Raw genomic sequence first — 22,793 nt, 5'->3', positions numbered from 1 at the left:
CTAGGCTTGCCTGGCATGGTCGAGCGCGCCGGCATTCGCGCGGCCCCTCGGCCCCGGTTCCCACTGCCCAGAGCCCTGCATGCCCCAGGCCCGCGACCTGATCATCTGCGAATACTGCGACGCTGTTTATGAGCGCGCGCCGTTGCAACGCCACCAGCGCGCGCTGTGCGTGCGCTGTGGCGGCGTGCTGCAGCGGCACACCGCGCTGACGCTGCAGCAGCGCCTGGCGCTGAGCCTGACCGGCGCCGTGTTGCTGGCCTTCGCCAATGCCTACCCGGTGATGACCATCAACATGAAGGGGCTGAGCAATTCGGCGACGCTGTGGGACTCGGTGATGATCCTCAGCAGCGGCAGCATCACCTTCATCGCCCTGGTGGTGGCCCTGGCCATCATCATCGCCCCGGTGCTGCAGGTGGGGCTGCTCACCTGGGTGCTGGGCTTCGCCCTGGGCGGCCGCCGCGCGCCGGCCTTCGCCCTGTGCATGCGCGCCCTGGAGGGGCTGCGGCCGTGGAGCATGCTGGAGGTGTGCCTGCTCGGCGCCATGGTGGCGGTGATCAAGCTGGCCGGGCTGCTGGAGGTGATCCCCGGCATCGGCCTGGTGGCCCTGGCGGCGCTGAGCGTGCTGCTGATCGCCATCGCCGGGCGCGACATCCGCGACCTCTGGGAGCTGGTATGAGCGCGCCGCCGCTGGCCCCGCAACTGAACCTGTGCCTGTGCCACGGCTGCGGCCATGCCTGCGACCTTGCGCGCAACGCCCATGAGTGCGAGCGCTGCGGCGCGCCGCTGCACGTGCGCAAGGCCGACGCCATCAACCGCGGCTGGGCCTACCTGGTGGCGGCGCTGGTGTTCTACGTGCCGGCCAACCTGCTGCCGGTGATGCGCACCGAGCTGCTCGGCCAGGGCGCGGACAGCACCATCGGCGGCGGCGTGCTGGAGTTCTGGGAAGCCGGCGCCTGGGACATCGCGCTGATCATTTTCATCGCCAGCATCGGCGTGCCGGCGATCAAGTTCTGCTCCCTCGGCCTGTTGCTGTTCACCGCCCAGCGCCGCAGCGCCTGGGCGCGCCGGCAGCGCTCGCAGCTGTACCGCTTCGTCGAGCTGATCGGCTACTGGTCGATGCTCGACGTGATGGTGGTGGCGCTGGTGGCGGCGCTGGTGCAGATGCGCGGGCTGGGCACCATCGAGCCGCGCCCGGGCATTCTGTTCTTCGGCCTGGTGGTGGTGCTCACCATGCTTTCGGCGATGAGTTTCGACCCTCGCCTGATCTGGGATGACGATCCGCACAAGGGAGACAGAAGCGATGGCGCAGGACACACATGACCCGGCCTCGCCGGGGCAGGCGGAGGTGCGCACGCGGCGCTGGAACCTGTCGCTGGTCTGGATAGTGCCGATAGTCGCGCTGCTGGTCGGCGCCTCGCTGGTGGTGCGCAACTGGATGCAGCAGGGGCCGGTGATCGCCATTTCCTTCGCCACCGGCGAGGGGCTGGAGGTGCACAAGACCCAGGTGAAGTACCGCAGCGTGGTGATCGGCGAGGTGACCTCGGTGGAGCTGGCCAGGGACCGCAAGGGCGTGGTCACCAAGGTGCAGCTGTCCAAGGAGGCCGAGTCCTTCGCCAGCCGTGGCGCGCAGTTCTGGGTGGTGCGCCCGCGCATCGGCGCCGGCGGCGTGTCCGGGGTGGACACCCTGCTCTCGGGGGCCTTCATCGGCGCCGATGCCGGCGAGTCCAGCGCGCCGGAGAAGAACTTCACCGGCCTGGAGTCGCCGCCGCCGATCACCTATGGCGAGAAGGGCAAGCGCTTCATGCTCACGGCCGACGACCTGGGCTCGCTGGATATCGGCTCGTCGATCTACTACCGGCGCATCCCGGTGGGGCAGGTGGTGTCCTACGCCCTGCGCCAGGACGGCAAGGGCGTGGACATCGGCGTCTTCGTCAATGCGCCCTACGACGCCTTCGTCACCCAGGACACCCGCTTCTGGAACGCCAGCGGCGTGGACCTGTCGGTGGACGCCAACGGCCTGAAGGTCAACACCGAGTCGCTGTCCTCGCTGCTGATGGGCGGCCTGGCCTTCGGCAACCCGCCGTTCGCCGCCAATGCGGAGGCGGCGGCCGACCAGCAGCGCTTCCGCCTGTTCGCCGATCGCGACAGCGCCCTGGCGCCGCCCAGCGGCATCGCGCAACACCTGCGCTTCCGCTTCGACCAGTCGATGCGCGGCCTGTCGGTGGGCGCGCCGGTGGAGTTCATGGGCGTGGCCTTCGGCAAGGTCACCTCGGTGCAGCTGGACTACGACGAGGCGAAGCAGAGCTTCCCGGTGATGGTCGATGCCGTGGTCTACCCGGCGCGTCTGGGCCCGGTGCACCAGAAGATGCTCAAGGCCTTCGGCCAGACGGCCGGCGAAGAAGCCGCGAGCCGCCTGATCGGCACCTTCGTCGAGCACGGCCTGCGCGCCCAGGCCCGCAGCGGCAACCTGATCACCGGGCAGATGTACGTGTCCCTGGACTTCTACCCCGATGCGAAGAAAGTGGCCTTCGACGCCGCGGCCCAGCCGATCGCCATCCCCACCGTGCCCGGTAGCCTGGACAAGCTGCAGGAGCAACTGCAGGAAGTGGTGGAGCGCATCCGCAAGCTGCCGCTGGAGCGCATCGCCGGCAACCTGGATGGCAGCCTGCGCGAACTGCAGGGCAGCCTGAAGCAGTTCAACCAGCAGACCCTGCCCGGGGTGAAGGGCACCCTGGACGACGTGCGCAAGACGCTGCAGACGGCCAATGCCGCGCTGGCCAAGGACTCGCCGCAGCGCGAGAAGCTCGGCGACACCCTGGACGAGCTGGAGCGTATGTCGCGCTCGCTGCGCGACCTCTCGGACTACCTCGGCCGGCACCCCGAGTCGCTGATCCGCGGGCGCCCGAAAGCCGCGAACGCCAACGACCTGCAGCCCTGATAGCGGAATGCCAAAGGAGTGAATTCAGATGCCGAAGCTGCCGAAGCTGCTCATGGCCGGGCTGTTCCCGCTGTTCTGGGGCTGCAGCAGCGCGCCCATCCACTACCACACGCTGGTGCCCGCGCAACCGGGGCAGGGCGCGGCGACGGGGGTGCGCGTGGAGCGCGTGAGCCTGCCGCCGCAGGTGGACCGTTCGCAACTGGTGGTGCGCCAGGGCGGTAGCGGCCTGGCCATCCTGGAAACCGAATGGTGGGGCGCCAACCTGGTGGACGAGTTCCAGAACGCCCTGCAGGACCAGCTTGGCGGCCCACCTGGCGCTGCGCCCAGGGCCCTGCTGCGGGTGGAGGTGCAGCGCTTCGACTCGGTGCCGGGGCGCTACGCGCTGCTGGACGCCACCTGGCGCCTGAAGCGCGCGGGCGGGCAGGGCGAGTTGAGCTGCCACACCACGGTGCAGACGCCGGCGCAGAACAGCGTGGAAAGCCTGGTGAGCGCGCACCAGGCCAACCTGCGCCAGCTGGCCACGGCCATCGCCCAGGCCGCAACCGGCCAGGGCCGCTGCCCGGCGCCGTAGACGCAAGCGGGCCCTGCGCGCAGGGGACCGGTGTGGTGGGGCAGCGTAGGAGCGGATCTCATCCGCGAATCGCGCCGGGATGGCCGGCTATCGCGGACAAGGTCCGCTCCTACGGGAGAGGAATACCGTGCCTCCCGGCGACCTGTAGGAGCGGGCCCTGCCTGCGATTCGCGCGCAGGGCGCGCTCCTACAGGGGAATGGCGTGGGTGGGGCAGCGTAGGAGCGGATCTCATCCGCGAATCGCGCCGATGTGTCCGGCTATCGCGCGCAGGGTGCGCGCCTAAACGATGGGTATCGCTTCGCTCAACCCATCCTACGAACAACTGCCCGATGTCAATGGAACGGATAGATGTAGTTCAGCCAGGAAGCCATGCGCAGCAGGATCTTGCGCATCACCGCCAGTTCGTGGGCGTGTTCGCTGTACACCGCGGCCTGGCCGAAGGAGCCTCCGGGCAGGGTGGCGCGGTATTGCTCGAAGGCGGGGTCGGTGATGTCGAGGATCACCGGCACGCGCCCCGGTGGCGGCGAACCGCTGAAGCTGATCAGGTTGCCGCCGGGCTGGATCTGGCCTTCGCCGATCACCGGCAGCACGCGCCGCACCTTGGCCTGGAACACCTGGCCGGGCAGGCCGTCGAAGGCGATCTCGGCAGCATCGCCGGCCTTCAGGCGCAACTGGCTGTTCTGCCGCATCCAGGCGACGTAGAAGTAGTCCTCGTTGGGGATGAACACCATGGACGGCCGGGTGGCGAAGCGCGTGGCGCGCACGCCGGGGCGCAGGATCAGCTGGGACACGATGCCGTCGGCCGGGGCGCGCACCGTGGTGCTGTCCAGGTCGTAGCGGGCGCCGATCAGTTGCGCCTCGATGGCGTTGACCTGGGCGGTGGCCTGGTCGAGGTCGCGGCGGTTGCCGACGTTGCGCTGCACCAGGGTGGAGGCGCGGTAGAGGTCGGCCTTGGCCGAGACCAGCTGGGCCTCCAGCGACTTGACCTTGCTTTCGAAGGGCGTCGGGTCCATGCGGAACAGCACGTCGCCTTTCTTCACCGCGCGGTCGCGTTCCACCGGCACCTCGACCACCTGGCCGCTGACGTTGGGCGAGATGGGCGTGCTGATGAAGTAGCTGCGGGCCACCTCGGAGTAGGGGTGGTTGTAGTTCATGAAGAACACCAGGCAGCCCACCAGGACCACGCCGCCGAGGGCGGCGGTGGGCACGGTCCACTTGTTCTTGGGAATGCGGAACAGCTTGAAGACGACGACGCAGAGCGCGGCATAGGTCAGCAGGAGCAGCGTTTCCATCTCAGTGGCTCCCTTCTTCGTGCGGCGCATGGGGCGCGGCGAGGGTGCGCTTGAGCTCCAGCAACTCGGCCTTGAGCTCCGCCAGCTCGCCTTCGGTGGCCGGCGCGTTCGGGTTGCCCATGCCCCAGCCGCGGTCCTCGCGGTAGAGCGTCGCCCAGATCCACAGCAGCGGCCAGATGACGTGCAGGGTGAACAGGCTCACCCAGCCGGCCACGTGGATGGAGTCCTGGTGCGGGTGGTTGCGCTCCTTGGCGATCTCGTAGGGGATGTCGTGGAGGGCGATGATGCCGTAGAAGAGGATCAGGGCGACGACGATGAGGATTCCCAGGGCCACGTAGTTCAGCATGGGCGATCTATTCCTTGTGCGGGGCCGGGCGACCAGGCGGGGTGGGCTGCCGCCTGTCGCGCCAGCGAGGGGACGGGGCCGTGCACGGGCACTGCCTTTGAATCTAGTTTCGATTCGCGGCGGCGCAAACCATGCCTTGTGACGGGCGCGGGCGCGATGCTCATTTGACGACAACGCGCCCCGCGCCAGTGCCTTCTGAAAAGCGGGAAGGGCTGCTGCCATGCGCCTTCCACGCCGGGTTGCCACTCTAGCGAGGGGCCCGCTCGAATGTTTACGAGATGCCGATGCGCTACCCTTGCAGGCTGAACGCAGGTTCAGGGCGCCGCTGGCGTCTTCGCTTCACAAGGAGAAACTGTCCCCGATGTCCAACTCTTCCAAGCCAAGGAGCACGCTCAACCCTCCGGTCTTCTACAGCAGCGCACTGCTCATCGTCTTGCTGGTGTTCTACGCAGTGGCGTTCCAGGACCAGGCCCAGGCCCAGTTCGACGGCATCCAGCGATGGATCGTCGGCAACGCCAGCTGGTTCTACATCCTGGCGGTGGCGCTGGTGCTCATCAGCGTCGTGTTCCTGGCCGTCAGCCGCTACGGCGACATCAAGCTGGGCCCCGACCACAGCGAGCCCGAATACCGCAACGGCAGCTGGTTCGCCATGCTGTTCTCCGCCGGCATGGGCATCGGCCTGATGTTCTTCGGCGTCGCCGAGCCGGTGATGCATTTCACCACGCCGCCGGTGGGCGAGCCGGGCACGGTGACCGCGGCGCGCGAGGCGATGAAGATCACCTTCTTCCACTGGGGCCTGCACGCCTGGGCGATCTACGCCATCGTCGGGCTGATCCTGGCCTACTTCAGCTTCCGCAAGGGCCTGCCGCTGACCCTGCGCTCGGCGCTCTACCCGCTGATCGGCGAACGCATCTACGGCCCCATCGGCCATGCCGTGGACGTCTTCGCCATCCTCGGCACCGTGTTCGGCGTGGCCACCTCCCTGGGCTACGGCGTGCTGCAGATCAACAGCGGTTTCCATCACGTCTTCGGCCTGCCGGTGAACGCCACCGTGCAGGTCATCCTGATCGCCGCCACCTGCGGCCTGGCGACCCTCTCGGTGGCCAGCGGCCTGGACCGCGGCATCCGCATCCTCTCCGAGCTGAACCTGGGCCTGGCGGTGGTGCTGCTGCTGTTCGTGCTGCTGCTGGGCCCCACGGTCTTCCTGCTGCAGGCCTACGTGCAGAACACCGGCGCCTACCTCTCGGAGATCGTCAACAAGACCTTCAACCTCTACGCCTACCAGCCCACCGACTGGATCGGCGGCTGGACCTTGCTGTACTGGGGCTGGTGGCTGTCCTGGTCGCCCTTCGTCGGGCTGTTCATCGCGCGCATCTCGCGCGGGCGGACCATCCGTCAGTTCGTCTGCGGCGTGCTGTTCGTGCCGGCCGGCTTCACCCTGCTGTGGATGACGGTGTTCGGCGACTCGGCGCTGCACATGATCCTCAACGAGGGGGTGACCGACCTGGCGACCGTGGTCGGCCAGGACAGCTCCCTGGCGCTGTTCGCCTTCCTCGAGCACTTCCCGCTGTCCAGCGTGGTGTCGCTGGTGGCGGTGCTGATGGTGGTGGTGTTCTTCGTCACCTCGGCCGACTCCGGCGCATTGGTGGTGGACATGCTGGCCTCGTCCGGGCACGACCATTCGCCGCTGTGGCAGCGCATCTTCTGGTCGGTGAGCATCGGCGTGGTGGCGGTGGCGCTGCTATTGGCCAACGGCCTGAAGGCGCTGCAGACGGCGACCATCGCCAGCGCGCTGCCGTTCTCCATCATCCTCCTGGCGTCGATCTGGGGCCTGTTCAAGGCGCTGCACCTGGATGCCACCCGCCGTGACCTGCGCTACCAGGCGCTGCCCTCGCCGCGCCATGCGCCCCACGCGCAGGGCGGCTGGCAACGGCGCCTGCGCAGCATCGCCATGCGTCCGCGGCGGGCCCATGTGGCGCGCTTCATCGCCGAGGTGGTGCGCCCGGCCTGCGAGCAGGTGGCCGACGAGCTGCGCAAGCAGGGCTACGAGGTGGCGGTGGAGGAGCGCGACGACGGCCGCGTGAGCCTGGCGCTGGACCATGCCGGCGAAGGCCGCTTCCTCTACGAGGTGCGCCCGCGGGCCTTCGCCTCGCCCAGCTTCGTGGTGCAGGACAGCGACGAGGGCAACGACGCCCGCAAGTACTTCCGCGCCGAGGTGCACCTGCGCGAGGGCGGCCAGGACTACGACATCATGGGCTGGAGCCGCGAGGACGTGATCGGCGACATCCTCGACCAGTACGAACGCCACCTGCACTACCTGCACATGGTGCGCTGAAGCGCCCGCTGCGAGCGGCCCGCGGGCCGCTCGCGCGGTGCCCCGCCGCGCTCAGTGCAGGTCCAGGCGGCGCGCCAGCTTGCGCAGGTTGCTCGGGTCCATCTTCAGCGCGCGGGCGGCAGCGGCCCATTTGCCTCCGTGGCGCTGCAGCGCGCGTTGCAGCAGGCGGCGCTGGTAGTCGTCCACCGCCTCCTGCAGGGAATGGGCGTCCTCGGTCGAAGGGGCGGGTATCTCGACGGCATCGTCGGCCGCCGGCAGCTCCAGGCCGAGCCCTGCCGCGTCGATGCTCAGCAGCTCGCGCCGCGAGGCCGCCTGGCTCAGGGTCTTGAGCGCTGCGCGGCTGATGAGGTGTTCCAGCTCGCGCACGTTCCCCGGCCAGGCGTAGTCCAGCAGGGCCTGCTCGGCATCGGGCGTCAGGCGCAGGCAGCGCAGGCCCAGGCGGGTGCGGTTGAGTTCGAGGAAGTGCCCGGCCAGCACCAGCACGTCCTGGCCGCGCTCGCGCAGCGGCGGGATGTGCACCGGGTACACCGACAGCCGGTGGTAGAGGTCGGCGCGGAAGCGCCCGCCGCGCACCTCGTCGGCCAGGTGGCGGTTGGTGGCGGCGATGATGCGCACGTCGACGTGCTTGGGCCGGTCGGCCCCCAGGCGCTGGATCTCGCCACCCTGCAGGGCGCGCAGCAGCTTGGCCTGGATCGATAGCGGCAGCTCGCCGATCTCGTCGAGGAACAGCGTGCCGCCGTTGGCCGCCTCGAAGCGGCCCTGGCGGTCCTGGGCGGCGCCGGAGAAGGCGCCGCGCACGTGGCCGAACAGCTCGCTTTCGGCGAGGGTTTCCGGCAGCGCCGCACAGTTCACGTACACCAGCGGCTTGCGCGAACGCGGCGAACTGGCGTGCAGGGCGCGGGCGAACAGTTCCTTGCCGACGCCGGTCTCGCCCTGCAGCAGCACCGGCAGCTCGGAGTCGGCGACTATCTTCAGCTCGTCCAGCAACTGGTGCAGCACCGGGCTCTCGCCGAGGATGCCGGCGCCGGGCTCCAGGGCCGGCTCGGCCAGGGCGCTGCGGGTCAGGCGCAGGCGGCGCACTTCGCTTTCCAGGCGGCCGACGCGCACGGCGGCCTCGATCAGCGGCGCGTAGTGCTCCAGGCGCCGGACCAGCACCGGCGAGAAGCTGCCGGGGCGCAGGGCGTCCAGGGTCAGCGCGCCCCAGGCGCGGCCTTCCAGGTAGAGGCTCATGCCCATGCAGTCGTGCACCGGCAGGGGCTTGTCGGGGCTGTCCTGGAGCAGGCCGTCGTAGGGATCGGGCAGCTCGCTGTCGGCGCTGAACTGCAGCGGCTCGCGCTGCGCGAGGATGTGCGCCAGGCGCGGGTGGCTGGCCACGGCGAAACGCCGGCCGAGCACTTCGCGGTCCAGGCCCACGGCCGCCTGGGGCTGGAGGCTGTCGCCATCGAGCTGCAGCAGCACCACGGCGCTGCAGGCGAACTCGTCGCGCAGCGCCAGCACCAGCCGCTGCAGGCGCTCGGCGGTGGGCAGGTCGTCGGCCAGGTCCGCCAGCAGCCTGTCCAGCAATGAGGTGTTTTTTACCTTCGCGAGGTCATTTGAACCCGTTCCGGGTGCGGTCATTTCGACTCGTGAATTTCGCAAGTTATTGATCCTGGGAGGTTTATGGGATGGCACAGCGCTTGCGATAGCGCAAGCAGTGCCTGACCAAGGAGCCATCCCATGCACGTCCCGCTCAGCAACATCCCAGGCCGTCGTGCCTACGTCAAATCCGCCAGCCCCCTTCGCCCGGTCGCCGGGGAGGAGCGCCATCATGGGTGAATACCGCAAGTTGTGGTGGGCGCTGATCGCCGTGCTCGGCGTGACCTTCTGCATACTCGGCTGGTTCGGCCGCGAGGTCTACCGGCAGGCGCCGCCGATCCCCGCGCAGGTGCGCAGCGAGACCGGCGAAACCCTGTTCACCGGCACCGACATCCTCGACGGCCAGACCGCCTGGCAGAGCGTGGGCGGGATGCAACTGGGCTCCATCTGGGGCCACGGCGCCTACCAGGCCCCGGACTGGACCGCGGACTGGCTGCACCGCGAGCTGAGCGCCTGGCTCGACATCGGCGCCCACGAGCAGTACGGCAAGGCCTTCGGCGAACTGGACGGCGACCAGCAGGCCGTGCTGCTCGCCCGCCTGAAGCGCGAGTACCGCGGCAACCGTGCCGAAGATGGCGTGCTGACCTTGAGCGCACGCCGCGTCGAGGCCATCCGCCACACCGCCGATTACTACATCGCGCTGTTCGGCGACGACCCGGCGCTGCAGCACAGCCGCAAGAGCTTCGCCATGAAGGAGGGCACCCTGCCGGACCTGGCGCGGCGCCAGGAGCTGACGCACTTCTTCTTCTGGACCGCCTGGGCCGCCGCCACCGAGCGCCCGGGCTCGGCCGCCACCTACACCAACAACTGGCCCCACGAGCCGCTGATCGGCAACCAGCCGACCGCCGAGAACGTCATGTGGTCCATCGTCAGCGTGGTGCTGCTGATCGCCGGGGTGGGCTTCCTGGTCTGGGCCTGGGCCTTCCTGCGCGGGCATGAGGAGGCGGAGCCGGAGCCGCCGCTGCAGGACCCGCTCAGCCTGGTGGCGCTCACCCCGTCGCAGCGGGCGCTGGGCAAGTACCTGCTGCTGGTGGTCGGGCTGTTCGGCTTCCAGGTGCTGCTGGGCGGCGCCACCGCGCACTACACGGTGGAAGGCCAGGACTTCTACGGCATCCCGCTGTCGCAGTGGTTCCCCTATTCGCTGCTGCGCACCTGGCACATCCAGAGCGCGCTGTTCTGGATCGCCACGGGCTTTCTCGCCGCGGGGCTGTTCCTGGCGCCGATCATCAACGGCGGCAAGGACCCGAAACACCAGAAGCTCGGCGTCGACGTGCTGTTCTGGGCACTGGTCGTGGTGGTGGTCGGCTCGTTCATCGGCAACTACCTGGCCATCGCCCAGCTGATGCCGCCGGAGTGGAACTTCTGGCTGGGCCACCAGGGCTACGAATACGTCGACCTGGGGCGCCTGTGGCAGATCGGCAAGTTCCTCGGCATCGCCTTCTGGCTGCTGCTGATGCTGCGCGGCATCCTGCCGGCCTTCGGCAAGCCGGGCGACAAGAACCTGCTGGCGCTGCTGTCGGCCTCGGTGATCGCCATCGGCCTGTTCTACGGCGCCGGCCTGGCCTACGGCGAGCGCACCAACCTGTCGGTGATGGAGTACTGGCGCTGGTGGGTGGTGCACCTGTGGGTGGAGGGCTTCTTCGAGGTCTTCGCCACCACCGCGCTGGCCTTCATCTTCTCCAACATGGGCCTGGTCTCCGGCCGCGCCGCCACCACCGCCAGCCTGGCCTCGGCCTCGCTGTTCATGCTCGGCGGCGTGCCCGGCACCTTCCACCACCTGTACTTCGCCGGCACCACCACGCCGGTGATGGCGGTGGGCGCCACCTTCAGCGCCCTGGAAGTGGTGCCGCTGGTGGTGCTGGGCTACGAGGCCTGGGAGAACTGGCGCCTGAAGAACCGTGCCGCCTGGATGCAGCGGGTGAAATGGCCGCTGGCCTGCTTCGTCGCCGTGGCCTTCTGGAACATGCTCGGCGCCGGGGTATTCGGCTTCATGATCAACCCGCCGGTGGCGCTCTACTACATCCAGGGCCTGAACACCACGCCGACCCACGCCCACGCCGCGCTGTTCGGCGTCTACGGCTTCCTCGCCCTGGGCTTCACCCTGCTGGTGCTGCGCTACATCCGCCCGCAGCTGCACTTCAACGAACGGCTGATGAAAACCGCCTTCTGCTGCCTCAACGGCGGCCTGGTGCTGATGCTCGCCACCAGCCTGCTGCCCATCGGCATCATCCAGTTCCACGCCAGCGCCAGCGTCGGTCTCTGGTACGCCCGCAGCGAGGAATTCATGCAGCAACCGCTGCTGCAGACCCTGCGCTGGGTGCGCACCTTCGGCGACCTGGTGTTCATCGTCGGGGCCCTGTCGATGGCCTGGCAGGTGGTGACCGGCGTGCTTTCCCCGAGCGACAAGCCCGTGAAAGTCTTCGCGGAAGGAGGTGTGCAGGAGCAGGTCTGACGATTCGATAGGAACAAGCGTTGGTAACGCACGCGGCCCGCCAGGGAGGTGGGGCGCGTGCGTTTTTGCATGTGTCCGTCGGCCTCAGAAACTCTGCGACATCTCTCCCTGTGCCAGGCGGGCGTTGATGTTGGCCACCGGTGCTTACTGGTGGTTATGGCGTGCTGGGTTGAGTCTGCTCCCTCTCCCCAGCCCTCGGCTGCGCGCCCCGCCCTGAAGGGAGAGGGGGCTAGTTCGTGCCGAGAGAGGATTTAATATCAGCCGGCAATTCTGGAGCTGCCGGCTAACGCCAGAACACCAAACCCTGCCCAACGGTCCCCTCTCCCTTCAGGGAGAGGGTTAGGGAGAGGGGCTCTTGTTCGCGAGCAAGCTCGCTCCTACAGGTTGCCGGATGGCTGGACCGTAGGGCGAATAACCGTTCGCGGTTATCCGCCGCCTGACCTTGCCCGAACCCCCTCGGAGATGAACCGGAAAACGCCAACGCATCATGCGCCACGAAAAAAAGGGCCCACCTCACGGAACAACGAGGTGGGCCCCGAAAAGTGCCAGACAGGCACAAGGGAGGGATCCGTCCTTGGATCGGGGTAAATCAGGCCCGCAGGCGGCACTCGCGGCGCGGGTCGAACAGGCGGTCGCAGTGCTGGCCGGTGGCGGCGCTCATCCGCGCGGCGGCCTCGGGGTCGTCGGCGAAGGGCAGCAGCGCCGCCTGTTGCAGGTCGTGGCGGCTGGCGCGGCGCAGGTGCAGGCAGGGGGCGACGGCCACGACCAGCAGCGTGGCCAGGGCGAGCAGCAGTTGCATGGCGGGGTTCCTCAGGCGGCGCTGGCGATGGGCATGCGGTCGATGCGTTGGCCGGCGCGCACGGTCAGCCAGGTGTTGCCGGCCATCAGGAACATGCCGCTGGCGAACAGGGCGCCGCCGAACAGCCGCACCATGTAGCCGGGGTGGCTGGCCTGCAGGGCTTCCACGAAGGAGTAGGTGAGGGTGCCGTCGGCGTTGACCGCGCGCCACATCAGGCCCTGGGTGATGCCGTTGACCCACATCGAGGCGATGTAGAGCACGGTGCCGATGGTGGCCAGCCAGAAGTGCGCGTTGATCAGCCCGACGCTGTACATCCGCTCGCGGCCGTAGAGTTTCGGGATCATGTGGTACAGCGCGCCGATGGAGATCATCGCCACCCAGCCCAGGGCGCCGGCATGCACGTGGCCGATGGTCCAGTCGGTGTAGTGGGACAGCGAGTTCACCGTCTTGATGGCCATCATCGGGCCTTCGAAGGTGGACATGCCGTAGAAGGCCAGGGACACCACCAGGAAGCGCAGGATGGGGTCGGTGCGCAGCTTATGCCAGGCGCCGGAGAGGGTCATCATGCCGTTGATCATGCCGCCCCAGCTCGGGGCCAGGAGGATCAGCGACATCACCATGCCCAGGGACTGCGCCCAGTCGGGCAGGGCGGTGTAGTGCAGGTGGTGCGGGCCGGCCCAGATGTACAGGGTGATGATCGCCCAGAAGTGCACGATGGACAGGCGGTAGGAGTAGATCGGCCGCTCGGCCTGGCGCGGCACGTAGTAGTACATCATGCCGAGGAAGCCCACCGAGAGGATGAAGCCGACCACGCTGTGGCCGTACCACCACTGGATCATCGCATCGGTGGCGCCGGAGTAGATCGGGTAGGACTTCAGCAGGCTGACCGGGCGCGCCAGGTGGTTGACCACGTGGACCATGCCGGTGACCACGATGAAGGCGCCGTAGAACCAGTTGCCCACGTAGATGTGCTGCACCGTGCGGCGGGCGATGGTGCCGAAGAACAGATAGGCGTAGGCGATCCACACCACGGTGACCCAGAGCGCGATGGGCCACTCCATCTCCGCGTATTCCTTGGAGGTGGTGATGCCCAGCGGGTAGCTCACCAGCATCGCCAGGATGCTCGCCTGCCAGCCCCAGAACACGAAGTTGGCCAGGCTGTCGGAGACCAGGCGCACCCGGCAGGTGCGCTGCACCACGTAGAAGGAGGTGGCGAACAGCGCGCTGCCGCCGAAGGCGAAGATCACCAGGTTGGTGTGGATCGGGCGGATGCGCCCGAAGCTGGTCCAGGGCAGGCCGAGGTTGAGTTCCGGCCACACCAGCTGGGCGGCGATCACCACGCCCATGCTCATGCCCAGCACGCCCCAGAACAGGGTGGTGAGGGTGAAGCGGCGGACGATCTCGTAGTTGTAGGTGTCGTTCTTGTCGAGGACTTGCACGCTGGCCATCTTGGGTTCCGTCGAAATGCGCGGTGACTGGCTGCTCCCCCCACTGCACGGGGAACGTGGCAGCGGGCGCAAGACCCTGGCCGGAGTGGGGGGCCAGAACCTTTGCAGGGAGCCGATACAGTCTGCGGAACGTCAAGGCATGCAACAAATTAATAATAATGAAGGCTGAATCAACTTATTTTGATATGAACGCTGCGACCGTATCCCGCGCGACCCTTTGCCGCAGACGGGCCTGGGCAAGGAAAGCGTGGCTTGCAGGGGGCAGGTACGCTCGACGGCGCGGCGTCGACGTATTCATTTGAATGCACTAATCGGCCATTAAATTTCATTTAAATTCAGTTAAGCCTAGGGCCTACCATTGTCCTGTCGCCGCTCTGCCTTGCGGCTTCAGGAGTACCGCCATGCCTCATCCTGCGCTGAACACCCCCCTGGTCGAACTCTTGGGTTGCCGGGTACCGATCATCTGCGCCGGCATGGGCGGCGTGGCGCGCCACGAACTGGTCGCGGCGGTGAGCAACGCCGGCGGCTTCGGCTGCCTGGGCATGGTGCGCGAGCCGGTGGCGCTGATCCGCCGCGAGGTGGCGGCCTACCGCGAGCTTAGCCACGAACCCTTCGCCGTCAACCTGATCCCCGCGGCCACCCCCGCCGAGCTGCTGGAGGCGCAGGTGGCCGTCTGCCTGGAACTGCGGGTGCCGGCGGTGGCGCTGTTCTGGGACGTGCGGGCCGACGTGGTCCGCCGCTTCAAGGACGCCGGCATGCTGGTGCTGCACCAGGTGGGTAATCGCGCCGATGCCGAGGCCGCGCTACGCGCCGGGGTGGACGTGCTGATCGCCCAGGGCGTGGAAGCCGGCGGGCACGTGCGCGGTCAGGTTTCCACCTTCGCCCTGGTGCCGGAACTGGTGGCCCTGGGCGAGGTGCCGGTGGTGGCCTGCGGCGGCATCGCCAGCGGCGCCGCCATCGCCGCGGCGCTGGCCCTGGGCGCCCAGGGCGTGGCCTGCGGGTCGGCCTTCCTCGCCACCGACGAGTCCTTCGCCCACGACTACCACAAGCGCTGCCTGGTCGAGGCCGAGGCGGAGCAGACGCTGCTGACCGAGGCCTTCTTCCGCAACTGGCCGATGCCGGCGCCGGTGCGCGTGCTGCCCAACGCGGTGACCCGCGGCGACTACGCGAACCTGCACGCCCGCCGCGAGACGCCGGTGATCGGCGAGCAGGACGGCGGCCCCATCTACCTGTTCTCCACCGACTCGCCGTTGCGCGGCGCCTATGGCCGCCTGGAGGACATGCCGATCTACGCCGGCCAGTCCTGCGCCCAGCTGCACGATATCCGCCCGGCCGCCGAGCGCCTGGCGCAGCTGGTGGCGGAGGCCGATGCCTGCCTGGCGCGCCTGCAGGGCGGCGATGAAGACGCCGACCTCATCGACTGGCTGCAGGAGTTGCTGAGCGCCGAGCGCGCCGGCGCCCGGGTGATGCTCGACAGCGCCCGGCAGACCGAGGATCCACAACTTCTGGAGCGCCTGCACGCGCTGCACCAGGGCGAGGCGGAAAGCTGCCGCCGCCTGCGCCGCAGCCTGCAGCGCCTGGGCGCCGAGCCCGGGCGCGAGCTGGGCGCCTTCCATGCCAAGGCCATGGCCATCGAGGAGATGGCCGAGCGCCTGCGCTTCGTCGCCCGCGGCCAGCGCTGGGTGGCGCGGCGCCTCGCCCAGCGCCTGCCGCGCATCCGCCAGGCCTGGCTGCGCGAGGAATTGCGCGCGGTCCTGCGCCTGCACCGCGACGACGCCTGAGCGCCGACGGATATCTAGAAAACACAAGGGAAACACCATGCCTTCCGAGCTCTCCACCTCCCGCCCGACCCCGGCGGCTGCCGACAGCCGTGCCCAGCGTTTCGCCCGCTCGCTACTCGAGCAGGCCGGCCTGGGCCTTGACGGCCGCCAGCCCTGGGACATGCGCCTGAACCACCCCGGCGTGCCGCAACGCGCCCTGGCCCAGGGCAACCTCGGCCTCGGCGAGGCCTACATGGACAGCGACTGGGACTGCGACCAACTCGACGAGTTCTTCGCCCGCCTGCTGCGCAGCGGGGTGGTCGACCAGGTCAGCCCGGCCTCGCTGATCTTCCACGCCCTGCAGGCGCGCCTGTGCAATCTGCAGACGGCGAACCGCGCCTGGGCGGTGGGCGAGCGCCACTACGACCTGGGCAACGACTTCTACGCCGCCATGCTCGACCCGCGCATGACCTACACCTGCGGCTACTGGAAGGACGCCGAGGACCTGGCCCAGGCCCAGGAGGCCAAGCTCGACCTGGTGTGCCGCAAGCTCGACCTGCGCCCGGGCATGCGCGTGCTGGACATCGGCTGCGGCTGGGGCAGCTTCATGGCCTTCGCCGCCGAGCGCTACGACGTGGAGTGCGTGGGCGTGACCATCTCCCGCGAGCAGTGCGACTGGGCGCGCCAGCGCTACGCCGGGCTGCCACTGGAGTTCCGCCTGCTGGATTACCGCGACCTCGATGAGCGCTTCGAGCGCATCGTCAGCATCGGCATGTTCGAGCACGTCGGGCGCAAGAACCACCGCACCTTCATGGAAGTCGCGGCGCGCTGCCTGGACGACGACGGCCTGTTCCTGCTGCACACCATCGGCAAGAACCAGCGCCGTAGCGTGCCGGACCGCTGGATCGACAAATACATCTTCCCCAACGGCGACCTGCCCTCCATCGGCCAGATCGGCGACGCCGCCGACGGCCTGCTGGTGGTGGAAGACCTGCACAACTTCGGCGCCGACTACGACCGCACGCTGATGGCCTGGGCGCGCAACTTCGAAGCCAGCTGGCCGCGCTTCGCCGAGGAACTGGGCGAGCGCTTCTACCGCATGTGGCGCTACTACCTGCTGTCCTGCGCGGGGGCCTTCCGGGCAAGGGACATCCAGCTGTGGCAGTGGGTGCTGTCGCGGCGCGGGGTGTTGGGTGGGTATCGGCGGGTGAGCTGAGCTTCCGTCCTGTAGGAGCGAGCTTGCTCGCGAACGGGGTTTCCCGGGACTTCGGTGCCAAGACCGAGAGCGCCCTCTCCCTAACCCTCTCCCTGAAGGGAGAGGGGACCGTTCGGTGTGCGCTGGTGTTCCCGCGTCAGCCGGTACTTACCGGTGTAGGCCATTCTTCCCGCAGGCACGGACAAGCCCCCTCTCCCTTCAGGGAGAGGGCGGGGGGAGAGGGTTGCGGACCTTCACCCAACACCACTCCCTACCGGAAAAAACCATCGTCATTCCCCCAGCAGTCCCCCCACCCTGGTTTAGAATGCCGCCACCCGCCCCACAGCCCCGCCCCACAGCATGGACATCGACCTCACCCGCACCTTCCTGGAAATCGCCCGCCACGGCAGCTTCGTCGCCGCCGCCGAGCGCATGCACGTCACCCAGACGGCCATCACCGCGCGCATCCAGAAGCTGGAAAGCCACCTCAACTGCAAGCTGTTCGTGCGCAACCGCGCCGGCGCGCGCCTGACCGCCGACGGCGAGGCGTTCATCATCTACGCCAACCAGATGCTGCAGACCTGGGAGGCCGCGCAGCGCGACCTGCCGCTGCCCGAGGGCGTGGACAACGTGCTGCACATCGGCGGCGAGGTGAGCCTGTGCAACCCGCTGATGCTGCGCTGGGTCAGCCGCATCCGGGAGACCATCGACAGCTACGCGGTGCGCGCCGAGATCGGCAGCAGCGAGGCCCTGCTGCGCCAGCTGGAGCTGGGCGTATTGGACGCCGCCCTGGTGTACCAGCCGCACTACTGGCCGGGCATGCAGGTGGAGCAGCTGCTGGAAGAGAAGCTCATCCTGGTGCGCGCGAAGAACCCCGAGCCCTACGTGTACATCGACTGGGGCGAGGGCTTCCGCCAGCAGCACGACAGCGCGCTGCCGGACAAGGCCCGCGCGCCGGTGGCCTTCAACCTCGGCCCGCTGGCGCTGCAGTACATCCTGGAGAACGGCGGCTCGGGCTACTTCCGCACGCGGGTGGTGCAGAGCTACCTCGACAAGGGCGTGCTGCGCCGCGTGCCGCGGGCCCCGGAGTTCAGCTACCCGACCTACCTGGTGTATTCCCGCGAGCGCGACTCGGCGCAGTTGCAGCAGGCCTTCGCGCTGCTGCGCGAGCTGGTGCGCGAGGACCCGGACTGGTCGCAGCGCTGGGACCCGACGCTCTGACGGAGCCCGGGGCTACACTGCCCAACGGCTAGCCTGTTTCCGCCGGGCGCCAACTTTCACCGCCTCGGGAGGCCAGGCATGCGCAACCTCGATTTCAGTTCCTGGGAGGGCCTGCTTTCCACCCTGTTCGGGCTGGCCCTGATCACCCTCGTCGGCGTCGGCATCCGCCTGCTGGCGATGCAGACGATCCAGCAGCGCCGCGAGCGCGAGAACCGCCAGATCAACGAACGCCTGCGCACGCTGATCGCGGCCTACAAGACCCTCGGCGGCTCCTTCACCGGCAATCTCGCGGTGGACCCCACGCACCTGGGCGCTTTGCGCCGGCAGGACGAAACAGCCGTGGCGGAAGACGAACGGGCCAGCACCGACCGCTCCCGGCGCATCCGCGATGCGGTCGAGGCGGCGCTGTCCGACATCCTGCTGCTGGGCACCGAGGAACAGGTGCGCCTGGCCGCGCGCGCCGCCACGGAGCTGGCGGAAGGACGGCCGATCCATACGGCGGAACTGGTGATCTCGCTGCGTGACTTCATTCGCCGGGTGCTGGACCTGGAGGCGGTGCCGGCCGGGCTGGCCATCCCGCGGCAGGGGCCGACGCGTCCCTCCGGCGTCAAGGCCAAGGGCGATGGGGAAGGCAAGGGCGGCGGGCAGGGCAAGGGCGGCCTGGGCGGCGGCCTCGGTGGTGGCGGGGGAACGGGCGTGGCGCTGCCGCTGGACGGCGAGCGGGACCACCACGGCTAGGCGTTTCATGAAGAAGCCCGGCGGAACCTGGAGCTCCGCCGGGCCAGCTCAGGGTCGCGGCCTAGCTCCTGCCGCCGCCGTGGCTGTGCTGGCCACCTTTGCGGCCGGCCTCCGCGGCTCTTTCACGGTCATTGGCGAAGTTGCCGCCACTGCGGGAGCCGCCTTTCTTGCCGGCTTCCGAGGCTTTCTCGCGGTCGTTGGCGAAGTTGCCGGGGTTGCTGCTCTTCGAAGTCATGATGAACTCCTCAGGGTTGCTTTCCACTGAATGGGCGAACCGTCATCGGCCCGCACATGTAGTGGGAAGGCCACGTGGCCGAATGGTTCGAAGAAGTTTCGCCAGCGGTTGCTCGGGGCCTGCCGGGCGGCAGGCGATCGATCGGTTTGAACCCTGGCGGCGCATGCGCTTCTTACCCTGATACCCATGCTTCGAGAGGGAGAGGCCCATGGCACGCTGGAAGATCAGTTACCACAAGGACAACAACACGAGCGTCCTGTCCATGCCGTCCGCGCACAAGCCGAGCATGCAGGAGGCGGAGCGCTACCTGCTGGAGTGGGCGCGCCGCAACCTGGAGAAGGGCGAGTACGGCGCCGCCCACGAGACCCCCGAAGGCGACGCGACCGATGCGTTGCTGCGCCTGTATGGCATCACCATCACGGGCATCACCCGCGAATGACGGGCCGCCGGGGAATGGCTCCCTGTGGCGAAGGGGAAATGGCTCTTTGTAGTGGACCAATCCCCGCGCATCATGGGGGCCTTCCCAGTACCCGGAGAACGGCATGTACCTGCCCGAGCATTTCCGCGAGACCCGTGTCGACGCGCTGCACCGCCTGATCCAGGCTCACCCGCTGGGCATGCTGGTGCACGGCAGCGGCGGGGGGCTGGACGCCGACCACATCCCCTTCGAACTGCTCCCCGAAGAGGGCTGCCTGCGCGCCCACGTCGCCCGGGCCAACCCCTTGTGGCAGCACGCCGACGGCAGCGAGGTGCTGGTGGTGTTCCGCGGCGCGGAGCACTACATCTCGCCCAACTGGTACCCCAGCAAGCACCTGACCCACGAACAGGTGCCCACCTGGAACTACCAGGTGGTGCACGTGCGCGGCACCCTGCGGGTGGTCGACGACGAACGCTTCGTCCGCGGCCTGGTGGGCCGCCTCACGCGCACCCACGAGGCCGGCGAGGCGCGGCCCTGGCGCATGGCCGATTCCACCCCCGAATTCATCGCCGGGATGCTGGCCAAGGTGGTCGGCATCGAGGTGCAGATCCACGAGCTGGTCGGCAAGTCCAAGCTCAGCCAGAACAAGCTGGCCGACGACGTCCGTGGCGCGGCCGGGCGCCTGGACGAGGAGGGCGCCGCCGAGCTGGCCGGGGCCATGCGCGAGCAGCTGCCGTCCTGACGCGGCGCTGGCCGGCCCCGCCGCCGCCGGCTATCGTTGGCCCTTTTCATCGCTACCGAGGAGTTTCACCATGTCCGTCGCCCTGCTCATCATCGACGTCCAGCACGCCCTGTGCGGCGGCGCCGACGCCTGCTTCGACCACCCGGGCGTGGTCGAGCGCATCAACGGCCTGAGCCGCCGCGCCCGCGACCTCGGCCTGCCGGTCATCTTCGTCCAGCACGAGGAGCCCGAGGGCGACTTCCGCCATGGCAGCGAAGGCTGGCAACTGGCCCCGGCGCTGCAGGTGGCCGACGGCGACCCGCGGGTGCGCAAGACCACGCCCGACTCCTTCAACGGCACTGAACTGGATGCCCTGCTGCGCAAGCTGGGCGTGACCGGCCTGGTGATCTGCGGCATGCAGACCGACTTCTGCGTCGACACCACGCTGCGCCGCGCCCTGGCCGAGGGCTACGACGTGGTGCTGGTCGGAGACGCCCACAGCACCCTGGATAACCGCGTGCTGCGCGCCGAGCAGATCATCGCCCACCACAACGAGGTGTTCAGCCGCATGAGCAGCTTCGCCCCGCGCCTGGACGTGCTGCCCAGCGCCGCGGTGGCCTTCGACTGATGCCTGCCGTGCGTCCGGCCGCCAGCCCCGCCGGCGGCGCTGCGGATAAGGTGGAGTAGGGCGCCGGCGACTTTCCCGCGCCGGCAGCGCCCGTGGCGGAGGGATAGTCGATGGCCAGCCGAGCGACAGCCTGGCGACCGCTGCGCTGCCTGTTGCTGGCGGCGTTGCTGGCGCTTGCGGCCTGCGCCGGGCACAAGGCCGCCGAGCCGGTGGCGCCGGTGACGGCAGCGACCTGGGCACAGGTGGACCGCGACATCGCTTCCGCTTCCATGACCGCCGCCGACAAGGCCGAGGACTACGCCCGCGGCGCCATGGAAAACTGGATGGACCTGGTCTACCAGCGCACCGACAGCGACTTCATTCCCTGGTTCTCCGGCTACTGGACGCAGCAGTGGCTGGGCCTGCGGGTGGCCTGGTACAAGCTCGGCGACAGCCAGAAGAGCCCGGCGGTCAGCCGCCTGTCCGTCTACCTGCAGGGCCAGTACCAGCGCCGCGTGCTCGAGCCGGTGGCGCGGCAGGTCGACCCGGCCGCGGTGATGGAGGCCGCCACCCGCTTCTACGTGCAGGCCCTCGCCGGGCAACTGGACGCCATCCCCGAACGCCTGGGCGTACCGCGCGCGCAGCTGGACCAGCGCCTGCAGGCCATCCCCGCCATCGCCCTGGGCCCGCCCGCCGCCCGCGATGCCTCGCTGTACCAGTTGCTGCAGGCGAAGCGCCTGGACCAGTTGCCGGCCTACCAGGCGTTGATCGCCCGGGTGCACGATGCCTCGACGCGCACCGGCGTGGACGTGGACGAGCCGGACCAGGGCGTGTCCGCCGTGGCCCGGCGCACCAGCGAGAAACTGCTGGGCGAGGTGACCGTCAGCGGCGCCGTCGGCGCCATCGCCGCGGCGGTGGGCAAGGCGGCGGGGACGGTGCTGTCGCTGGGCAGCGCCGGCTTCACCGCGTTGTCCCGCGACCGCGAGCGCCCGCAACTGGAGGCGCAGTTGCGCAAGGACCTCAACGACGCCTTCGACCAGCAGTGGCTGGCGCTGATGGGCAACAGCCAGAGCGGCGTGCTGGCCGGCGTGCACTACCTGTCGCTGCAGGTGGAGGCGGGCGCGGCCACGCCCTGGACGGCGCAGCCATAGAGGGCGCGGCGCGGAACGGGTAGATTAGGCGCACTTTCCGCCGCCCTCCCGGAGCCGCCCCATGTCCACCGCCGCGCCCGCCAGGTTCATGCCCAGCCTGGACTCGATCATCGTCGCCCACGCCGAACTGCGCGCCGCGCGGCCGCTGGTGCAGTGCCTGACCAATGTGGTGTCGGCCAACTTCATGGCCAACGTGCTGCTGGCCGCCGGGGCCTCGCCGGCAATGGTCGACAACCCCGAGGAGGCGGCCGGCTTCGCCCGCGTGGCCGGCGCCGTGCTGGTCAACCTGGGCACCCCGACCAGCGCCCAGGTGGAGGGCATGCGCCAGGCGGTGCGTTCGGCGGTGGTCCACGGCACGCCCTGGGTGCTGGACCCCATCGGCGCCGGCGGCCTGCCCTGGCGCGGCGGAGTGGCCGCCGAGCTGCTGCAGCAGCGCCCGGCGGTGGTGCGTGGCAACGCCTCGGAAATCATCGGCCTGGCCGGGCTGGGGCAGGGCGCTCCGGGCTTCGACAGCTCCGACGACCCGGCCCGCGCGGTGCCGGCGGCGGTGGAACTGCTACGCAACTGCCAGGCGGTGTCGGCCTCGGGCGCGGTGGACCACCTGCTGGGCTGGGTCGGCGACAGCCGCGAAAGCGCCGTGCCGCGCCTGCTACGCATCGGCGGTGGCAGTGTGTTGCTGCCACGGGTGACCGCTTCCGGCTGCGCCCTGGGCGCGCTGGTGGCGGCCTACACGGCGTTGGCGGTGGACGCCTTCACCGCCCTGGCCGCGGCTCACGTGCATTTCGCCGTGGCCGCAGAAATCGCCGAGGCGGCCAGCCGCGGGCCGGGCTCCTTCGCCGTGGCCTTCATCGATGCCCTGGATGCGGTGGACGCCAACCTGCTGCGCCAGCGCGCCAGGCTCATGTCGGTGCAGTCCACGGCCTGAGGCGG

20 protein-coding genes and 1 pseudogene are annotated in these 22,793 nt (G+C 69.2%); 15 read left to right on the top strand and 6 right to left on the bottom strand.

Annotation, left to right across the window (positions count from 1 at the left end):
- The first annotated feature begins 79 nt into the window (after nt 1-79).
- Genes BM060_RS20480 through BM060_RS20465 form a run of 4 tightly spaced genes read left to right on the top strand, consistent with a single transcriptional unit; the run spans nt 80 to nt 3,509 of the window.
- Complete coding sequence (locus BM060_RS20480; protein ID WP_074982451.1) at nt 80-676, top strand: paraquat-inducible protein A; 597 nt, start codon at nt 80-82, stop codon at nt 674-676.
- Nucleotides 673-1,320 (top strand): paraquat-inducible protein A, encoded by a 648-nt coding sequence (locus BM060_RS20475; protein WP_074982450.1) that lies wholly within the window; start codon nt 673-675, stop codon nt 1,318-1,320. Before BM060_RS20480 ends, BM060_RS20475 begins: the two co-directional genes overlap by 4 nt.
- On the top strand, nt 1,301-2,938 hold the full coding sequence (locus tag BM060_RS20470; protein WP_074982447.1) for a PqiB family protein: 1,638 nt from the start codon (nt 1,301-1,303) through the stop codon (nt 2,936-2,938). Before BM060_RS20475 ends, BM060_RS20470 begins: the two co-directional genes overlap by 20 nt.
- A gap of 28 nt (nt 2,939-2,966) precedes the next feature.
- Nucleotides 2,967-3,509, top strand: a complete 543-nt coding sequence (locus BM060_RS20465) for a PqiC family protein (RefSeq protein WP_074982444.1) — start codon at nt 2,967-2,969, stop codon at nt 3,507-3,509.
- Nucleotides 3,510-3,842: 333 nt separating this feature from the next.
- Here BM060_RS20465 and BM060_RS20460 read toward each other — a convergent pair whose 3' ends face one another.
- Nucleotides 3,843-4,802, bottom strand: coding sequence for an HlyD family secretion protein (locus tag BM060_RS20460; protein WP_074982442.1), 960 nt, complete (start codon nt 4,800-4,802; stop codon nt 3,843-3,845).
- A 1-nt stretch (nt 4,803) separates the two neighbouring features.
- Complete coding sequence (locus BM060_RS20455; protein ID WP_074982440.1) at nt 4,804-5,148, bottom strand: DUF3302 domain-containing protein; 345 nt, start codon at nt 5,146-5,148, stop codon at nt 4,804-4,806.
- 361 nt (nt 5,149-5,509) lie between these two features.
- Between BM060_RS20455 and BM060_RS20450 the strand changes: the two genes are divergently transcribed.
- Nucleotides 5,510-7,483 carry a BCCT family transporter gene (locus BM060_RS20450; protein ID WP_074982438.1) on the top strand — a complete coding sequence of 658 codons (1,974 nt, stop codon included), beginning with the start codon at nt 5,510-5,512 and terminating at the stop codon, nt 7,481-7,483.
- Nucleotides 7,484-7,534: 51 nt separating this feature from the next.
- Here the strand turns inward: BM060_RS20450 and norR are convergent, their stop codons facing one another.
- A complete protein-coding gene (gene norR / locus BM060_RS20445) occupies nt 7,535-9,100 on the bottom strand; it encodes a nitric oxide reductase transcriptional regulator NorR (RefSeq protein WP_074982436.1) in 1,566 nt (521 codons plus the stop codon).
- A gap of 190 nt (nt 9,101-9,290) precedes the next feature.
- Between norR and BM060_RS20440 the strand changes: the two genes are divergently transcribed.
- A complete protein-coding gene (locus tag BM060_RS20440) occupies nt 9,291-11,570 on the top strand; it encodes a nitric-oxide reductase large subunit (protein WP_074982434.1) in 2,280 nt (759 codons plus the stop codon).
- A 589-nt stretch (nt 11,571-12,159) separates the two neighbouring features.
- On the opposite strand, the gene BM060_RS20435 is transcribed toward BM060_RS20440, so the two are convergent.
- Both BM060_RS20435 and ccoN read right to left on the bottom strand, forming a co-directional pair.
- Complete coding sequence (locus tag BM060_RS20435) at nt 12,160-12,369, bottom strand: hypothetical protein (protein WP_245323031.1); 210 nt, start codon at nt 12,367-12,369, stop codon at nt 12,160-12,162.
- Between the two features lie 11 nt (nt 12,370-12,380).
- The gene (gene ccoN, locus BM060_RS20430; protein ID WP_074982432.1) at nt 12,381-13,817 is read right to left on the bottom strand and encodes a cytochrome-c oxidase, cbb3-type subunit I; all 1,437 of its coding nucleotides are present in this window, start codon (nt 13,815-13,817) and stop codon (nt 12,381-12,383) included.
- A 401-nt stretch (nt 13,818-14,218) separates the two neighbouring features.
- Here ccoN and BM060_RS20425 point away from each other — a divergent pair, with 401 nt between their 5' ends.
- The 4 genes from BM060_RS20425 (at nt 14,219) to BM060_RS20410 (ending at nt 18,731) form a co-directional block, all read left to right on the top strand.
- A complete protein-coding gene (locus BM060_RS20425) occupies nt 14,219-15,598 on the top strand; it encodes a nitronate monooxygenase (RefSeq protein ID WP_074982429.1) in 1,380 nt (459 codons plus the stop codon).
- Nucleotides 15,599-15,635: 37 nt separating this feature from the next.
- Nucleotides 15,636-16,793: a cyclopropane fatty acyl phospholipid synthase gene (cfa, locus tag BM060_RS20420; RefSeq protein ID WP_074982427.1), complete on the top strand. Its 1,158-nt coding sequence runs from the start codon at nt 15,636-15,638 to the stop codon at nt 16,791-16,793.
- 339 nt (nt 16,794-17,132) lie between these two features.
- On the top strand, nt 17,133-17,993 hold the full coding sequence (locus BM060_RS20415; protein ID WP_074982424.1) for a LysR family transcriptional regulator: 861 nt from the start codon (nt 17,133-17,135) through the stop codon (nt 17,991-17,993).
- Between the two features lie 78 nt (nt 17,994-18,071).
- Nucleotides 18,072-18,731, top strand: a complete 660-nt coding sequence (locus BM060_RS20410; RefSeq protein ID WP_074982421.1) for a hypothetical protein — start codon at nt 18,072-18,074, stop codon at nt 18,729-18,731.
- 61 nt (nt 18,732-18,792) lie between these two features.
- Here BM060_RS20410 and BM060_RS20405 read toward each other — a convergent pair.
- A pseudogene (locus tag BM060_RS20405) lies at nt 18,793-18,942 on the bottom strand (con-10 family general stress protein); the annotation flags it as partial.
- 232 nt (nt 18,943-19,174) lie between these two features.
- On the opposite strand from BM060_RS20405, the gene BM060_RS20400 reads away from it, so the two are divergent.
- From BM060_RS20400 to thiM, 5 genes are all read left to right on the top strand, one after another.
- Nucleotides 19,175-19,405: a hypothetical protein gene (locus BM060_RS20400; protein WP_009620247.1), complete on the top strand. Its 231-nt coding sequence runs from the start codon at nt 19,175-19,177 to the stop codon at nt 19,403-19,405.
- Nucleotides 19,406-19,508: 103 nt separating this feature from the next.
- Nucleotides 19,509-20,126, top strand: a complete 618-nt coding sequence (locus BM060_RS20395) for an FMN-binding negative transcriptional regulator (protein WP_074982418.1) — start codon at nt 19,509-19,511, stop codon at nt 20,124-20,126.
- A gap of 70 nt (nt 20,127-20,196) precedes the next feature.
- Nucleotides 20,197-20,733 carry a cysteine hydrolase family protein gene (locus tag BM060_RS20390; RefSeq protein WP_074982415.1) on the top strand — a complete coding sequence of 179 codons (537 nt, stop codon included), beginning with the start codon at nt 20,197-20,199 and terminating at the stop codon, nt 20,731-20,733.
- 110 nt (nt 20,734-20,843) lie between these two features.
- Nucleotides 20,844-21,863, top strand: coding sequence for a hypothetical protein (locus BM060_RS20385; RefSeq protein ID WP_074982413.1), 1,020 nt, complete (start codon nt 20,844-20,846; stop codon nt 21,861-21,863).
- A 61-nt stretch (nt 21,864-21,924) separates the two neighbouring features.
- Nucleotides 21,925-22,788, top strand: coding sequence for a hydroxyethylthiazole kinase (gene thiM / locus BM060_RS20380; protein ID WP_135499991.1), 864 nt, complete (start codon nt 21,925-21,927; stop codon nt 22,786-22,788).
- Nucleotides 22,789-22,793: the final 5 nt, after the last annotated feature.

Source organism: Pseudomonas citronellolis (genome assembly GCF_900112375.1).
In the GTDB taxonomy this organism is placed as follows: Bacteria; Pseudomonadota; Gammaproteobacteria; order Pseudomonadales; family Pseudomonadaceae; genus Pseudomonas; species Pseudomonas citronellolis.
This window is presented reverse-complemented; position numbering and strand designations above follow the sequence as displayed.

Excerpts from the sequence above, each read along its gene's own strand:
- BM060_RS20435 (WP_245323031.1), bottom strand. The coding sequence starts at position 12,369 with ATGCAACTGCTGCTCGCCCTGGCCACGCTGCTGGTCGTGGCCGTCGCC.
- BM060_RS20455 (WP_074982440.1), bottom strand. The coding sequence starts at position 5,148 with ATGCTGAACTACGTGGCCCTGGGAATCCTCATCGTCGTCGCCCTGATC.
- BM060_RS20460 (WP_074982442.1), bottom strand. The coding sequence starts at position 4,802 with ATGGAAACGCTGCTCCTGCTGACCTATGCCGCGCTCTGCGTCGTCGTC.
- BM060_RS20470 (WP_074982447.1), top strand. The coding sequence starts at position 1,301 with ATGGCGCAGGACACACATGACCCGGCCTCGCCGGGGCAGGCGGAGGTG.
- BM060_RS20465 (WP_074982444.1), top strand. The coding sequence starts at position 2,967 with ATGCCGAAGCTGCCGAAGCTGCTCATGGCCGGGCTGTTCCCGCTGTTC.
- BM060_RS20395 (WP_074982418.1), top strand. The coding sequence starts at position 19,509 with ATGTACCTGCCCGAGCATTTCCGCGAGACCCGTGTCGACGCGCTGCAC.
- BM060_RS20410 (WP_074982421.1), top strand. The coding sequence starts at position 18,072 with ATGCGCAACCTCGATTTCAGTTCCTGGGAGGGCCTGCTTTCCACCCTG.
- ccoN (WP_074982432.1), bottom strand. The coding sequence starts at position 13,817 with ATGGCCAGCGTGCAAGTCCTCGACAAGAACGACACCTACAACTACGAG.
- thiM (WP_135499991.1), top strand. The coding sequence starts at position 21,925 with ATGTCCACCGCCGCGCCCGCCAGGTTCATGCCCAGCCTGGACTCGATC.
- BM060_RS20480 (WP_074982451.1), top strand. The coding sequence starts at position 80 with ATGCCCCAGGCCCGCGACCTGATCATCTGCGAATACTGCGACGCTGTT.
- cfa (WP_074982427.1), top strand. The coding sequence starts at position 15,636 with ATGCCTTCCGAGCTCTCCACCTCCCGCCCGACCCCGGCGGCTGCCGAC.
- BM060_RS20415 (WP_074982424.1), top strand. The coding sequence starts at position 17,133 with ATGGACATCGACCTCACCCGCACCTTCCTGGAAATCGCCCGCCACGGC.
- BM060_RS20475 (WP_074982450.1), top strand. The coding sequence starts at position 673 with ATGAGCGCGCCGCCGCTGGCCCCGCAACTGAACCTGTGCCTGTGCCAC.
- BM060_RS20450 (WP_074982438.1), top strand. The coding sequence starts at position 5,510 with ATGTCCAACTCTTCCAAGCCAAGGAGCACGCTCAACCCTCCGGTCTTC.
- BM060_RS20390 (WP_074982415.1), top strand. The coding sequence starts at position 20,197 with ATGTCCGTCGCCCTGCTCATCATCGACGTCCAGCACGCCCTGTGCGGC.
- BM060_RS20400 (WP_009620247.1), top strand. The coding sequence starts at position 19,175 with ATGGCACGCTGGAAGATCAGTTACCACAAGGACAACAACACGAGCGTC.
- BM060_RS20385 (WP_074982413.1), top strand. The coding sequence starts at position 20,844 with ATGGCCAGCCGAGCGACAGCCTGGCGACCGCTGCGCTGCCTGTTGCTG.
- norR (WP_074982436.1), bottom strand. The coding sequence starts at position 9,100 with ATGACCGCACCCGGAACGGGTTCAAATGACCTCGCGAAGGTAAAAAAC.
- BM060_RS20425 (WP_074982429.1), top strand. The coding sequence starts at position 14,219 with ATGCCTCATCCTGCGCTGAACACCCCCCTGGTCGAACTCTTGGGTTGC.
- BM060_RS20440 (WP_074982434.1), top strand. The coding sequence starts at position 9,291 with ATGGGTGAATACCGCAAGTTGTGGTGGGCGCTGATCGCCGTGCTCGGC.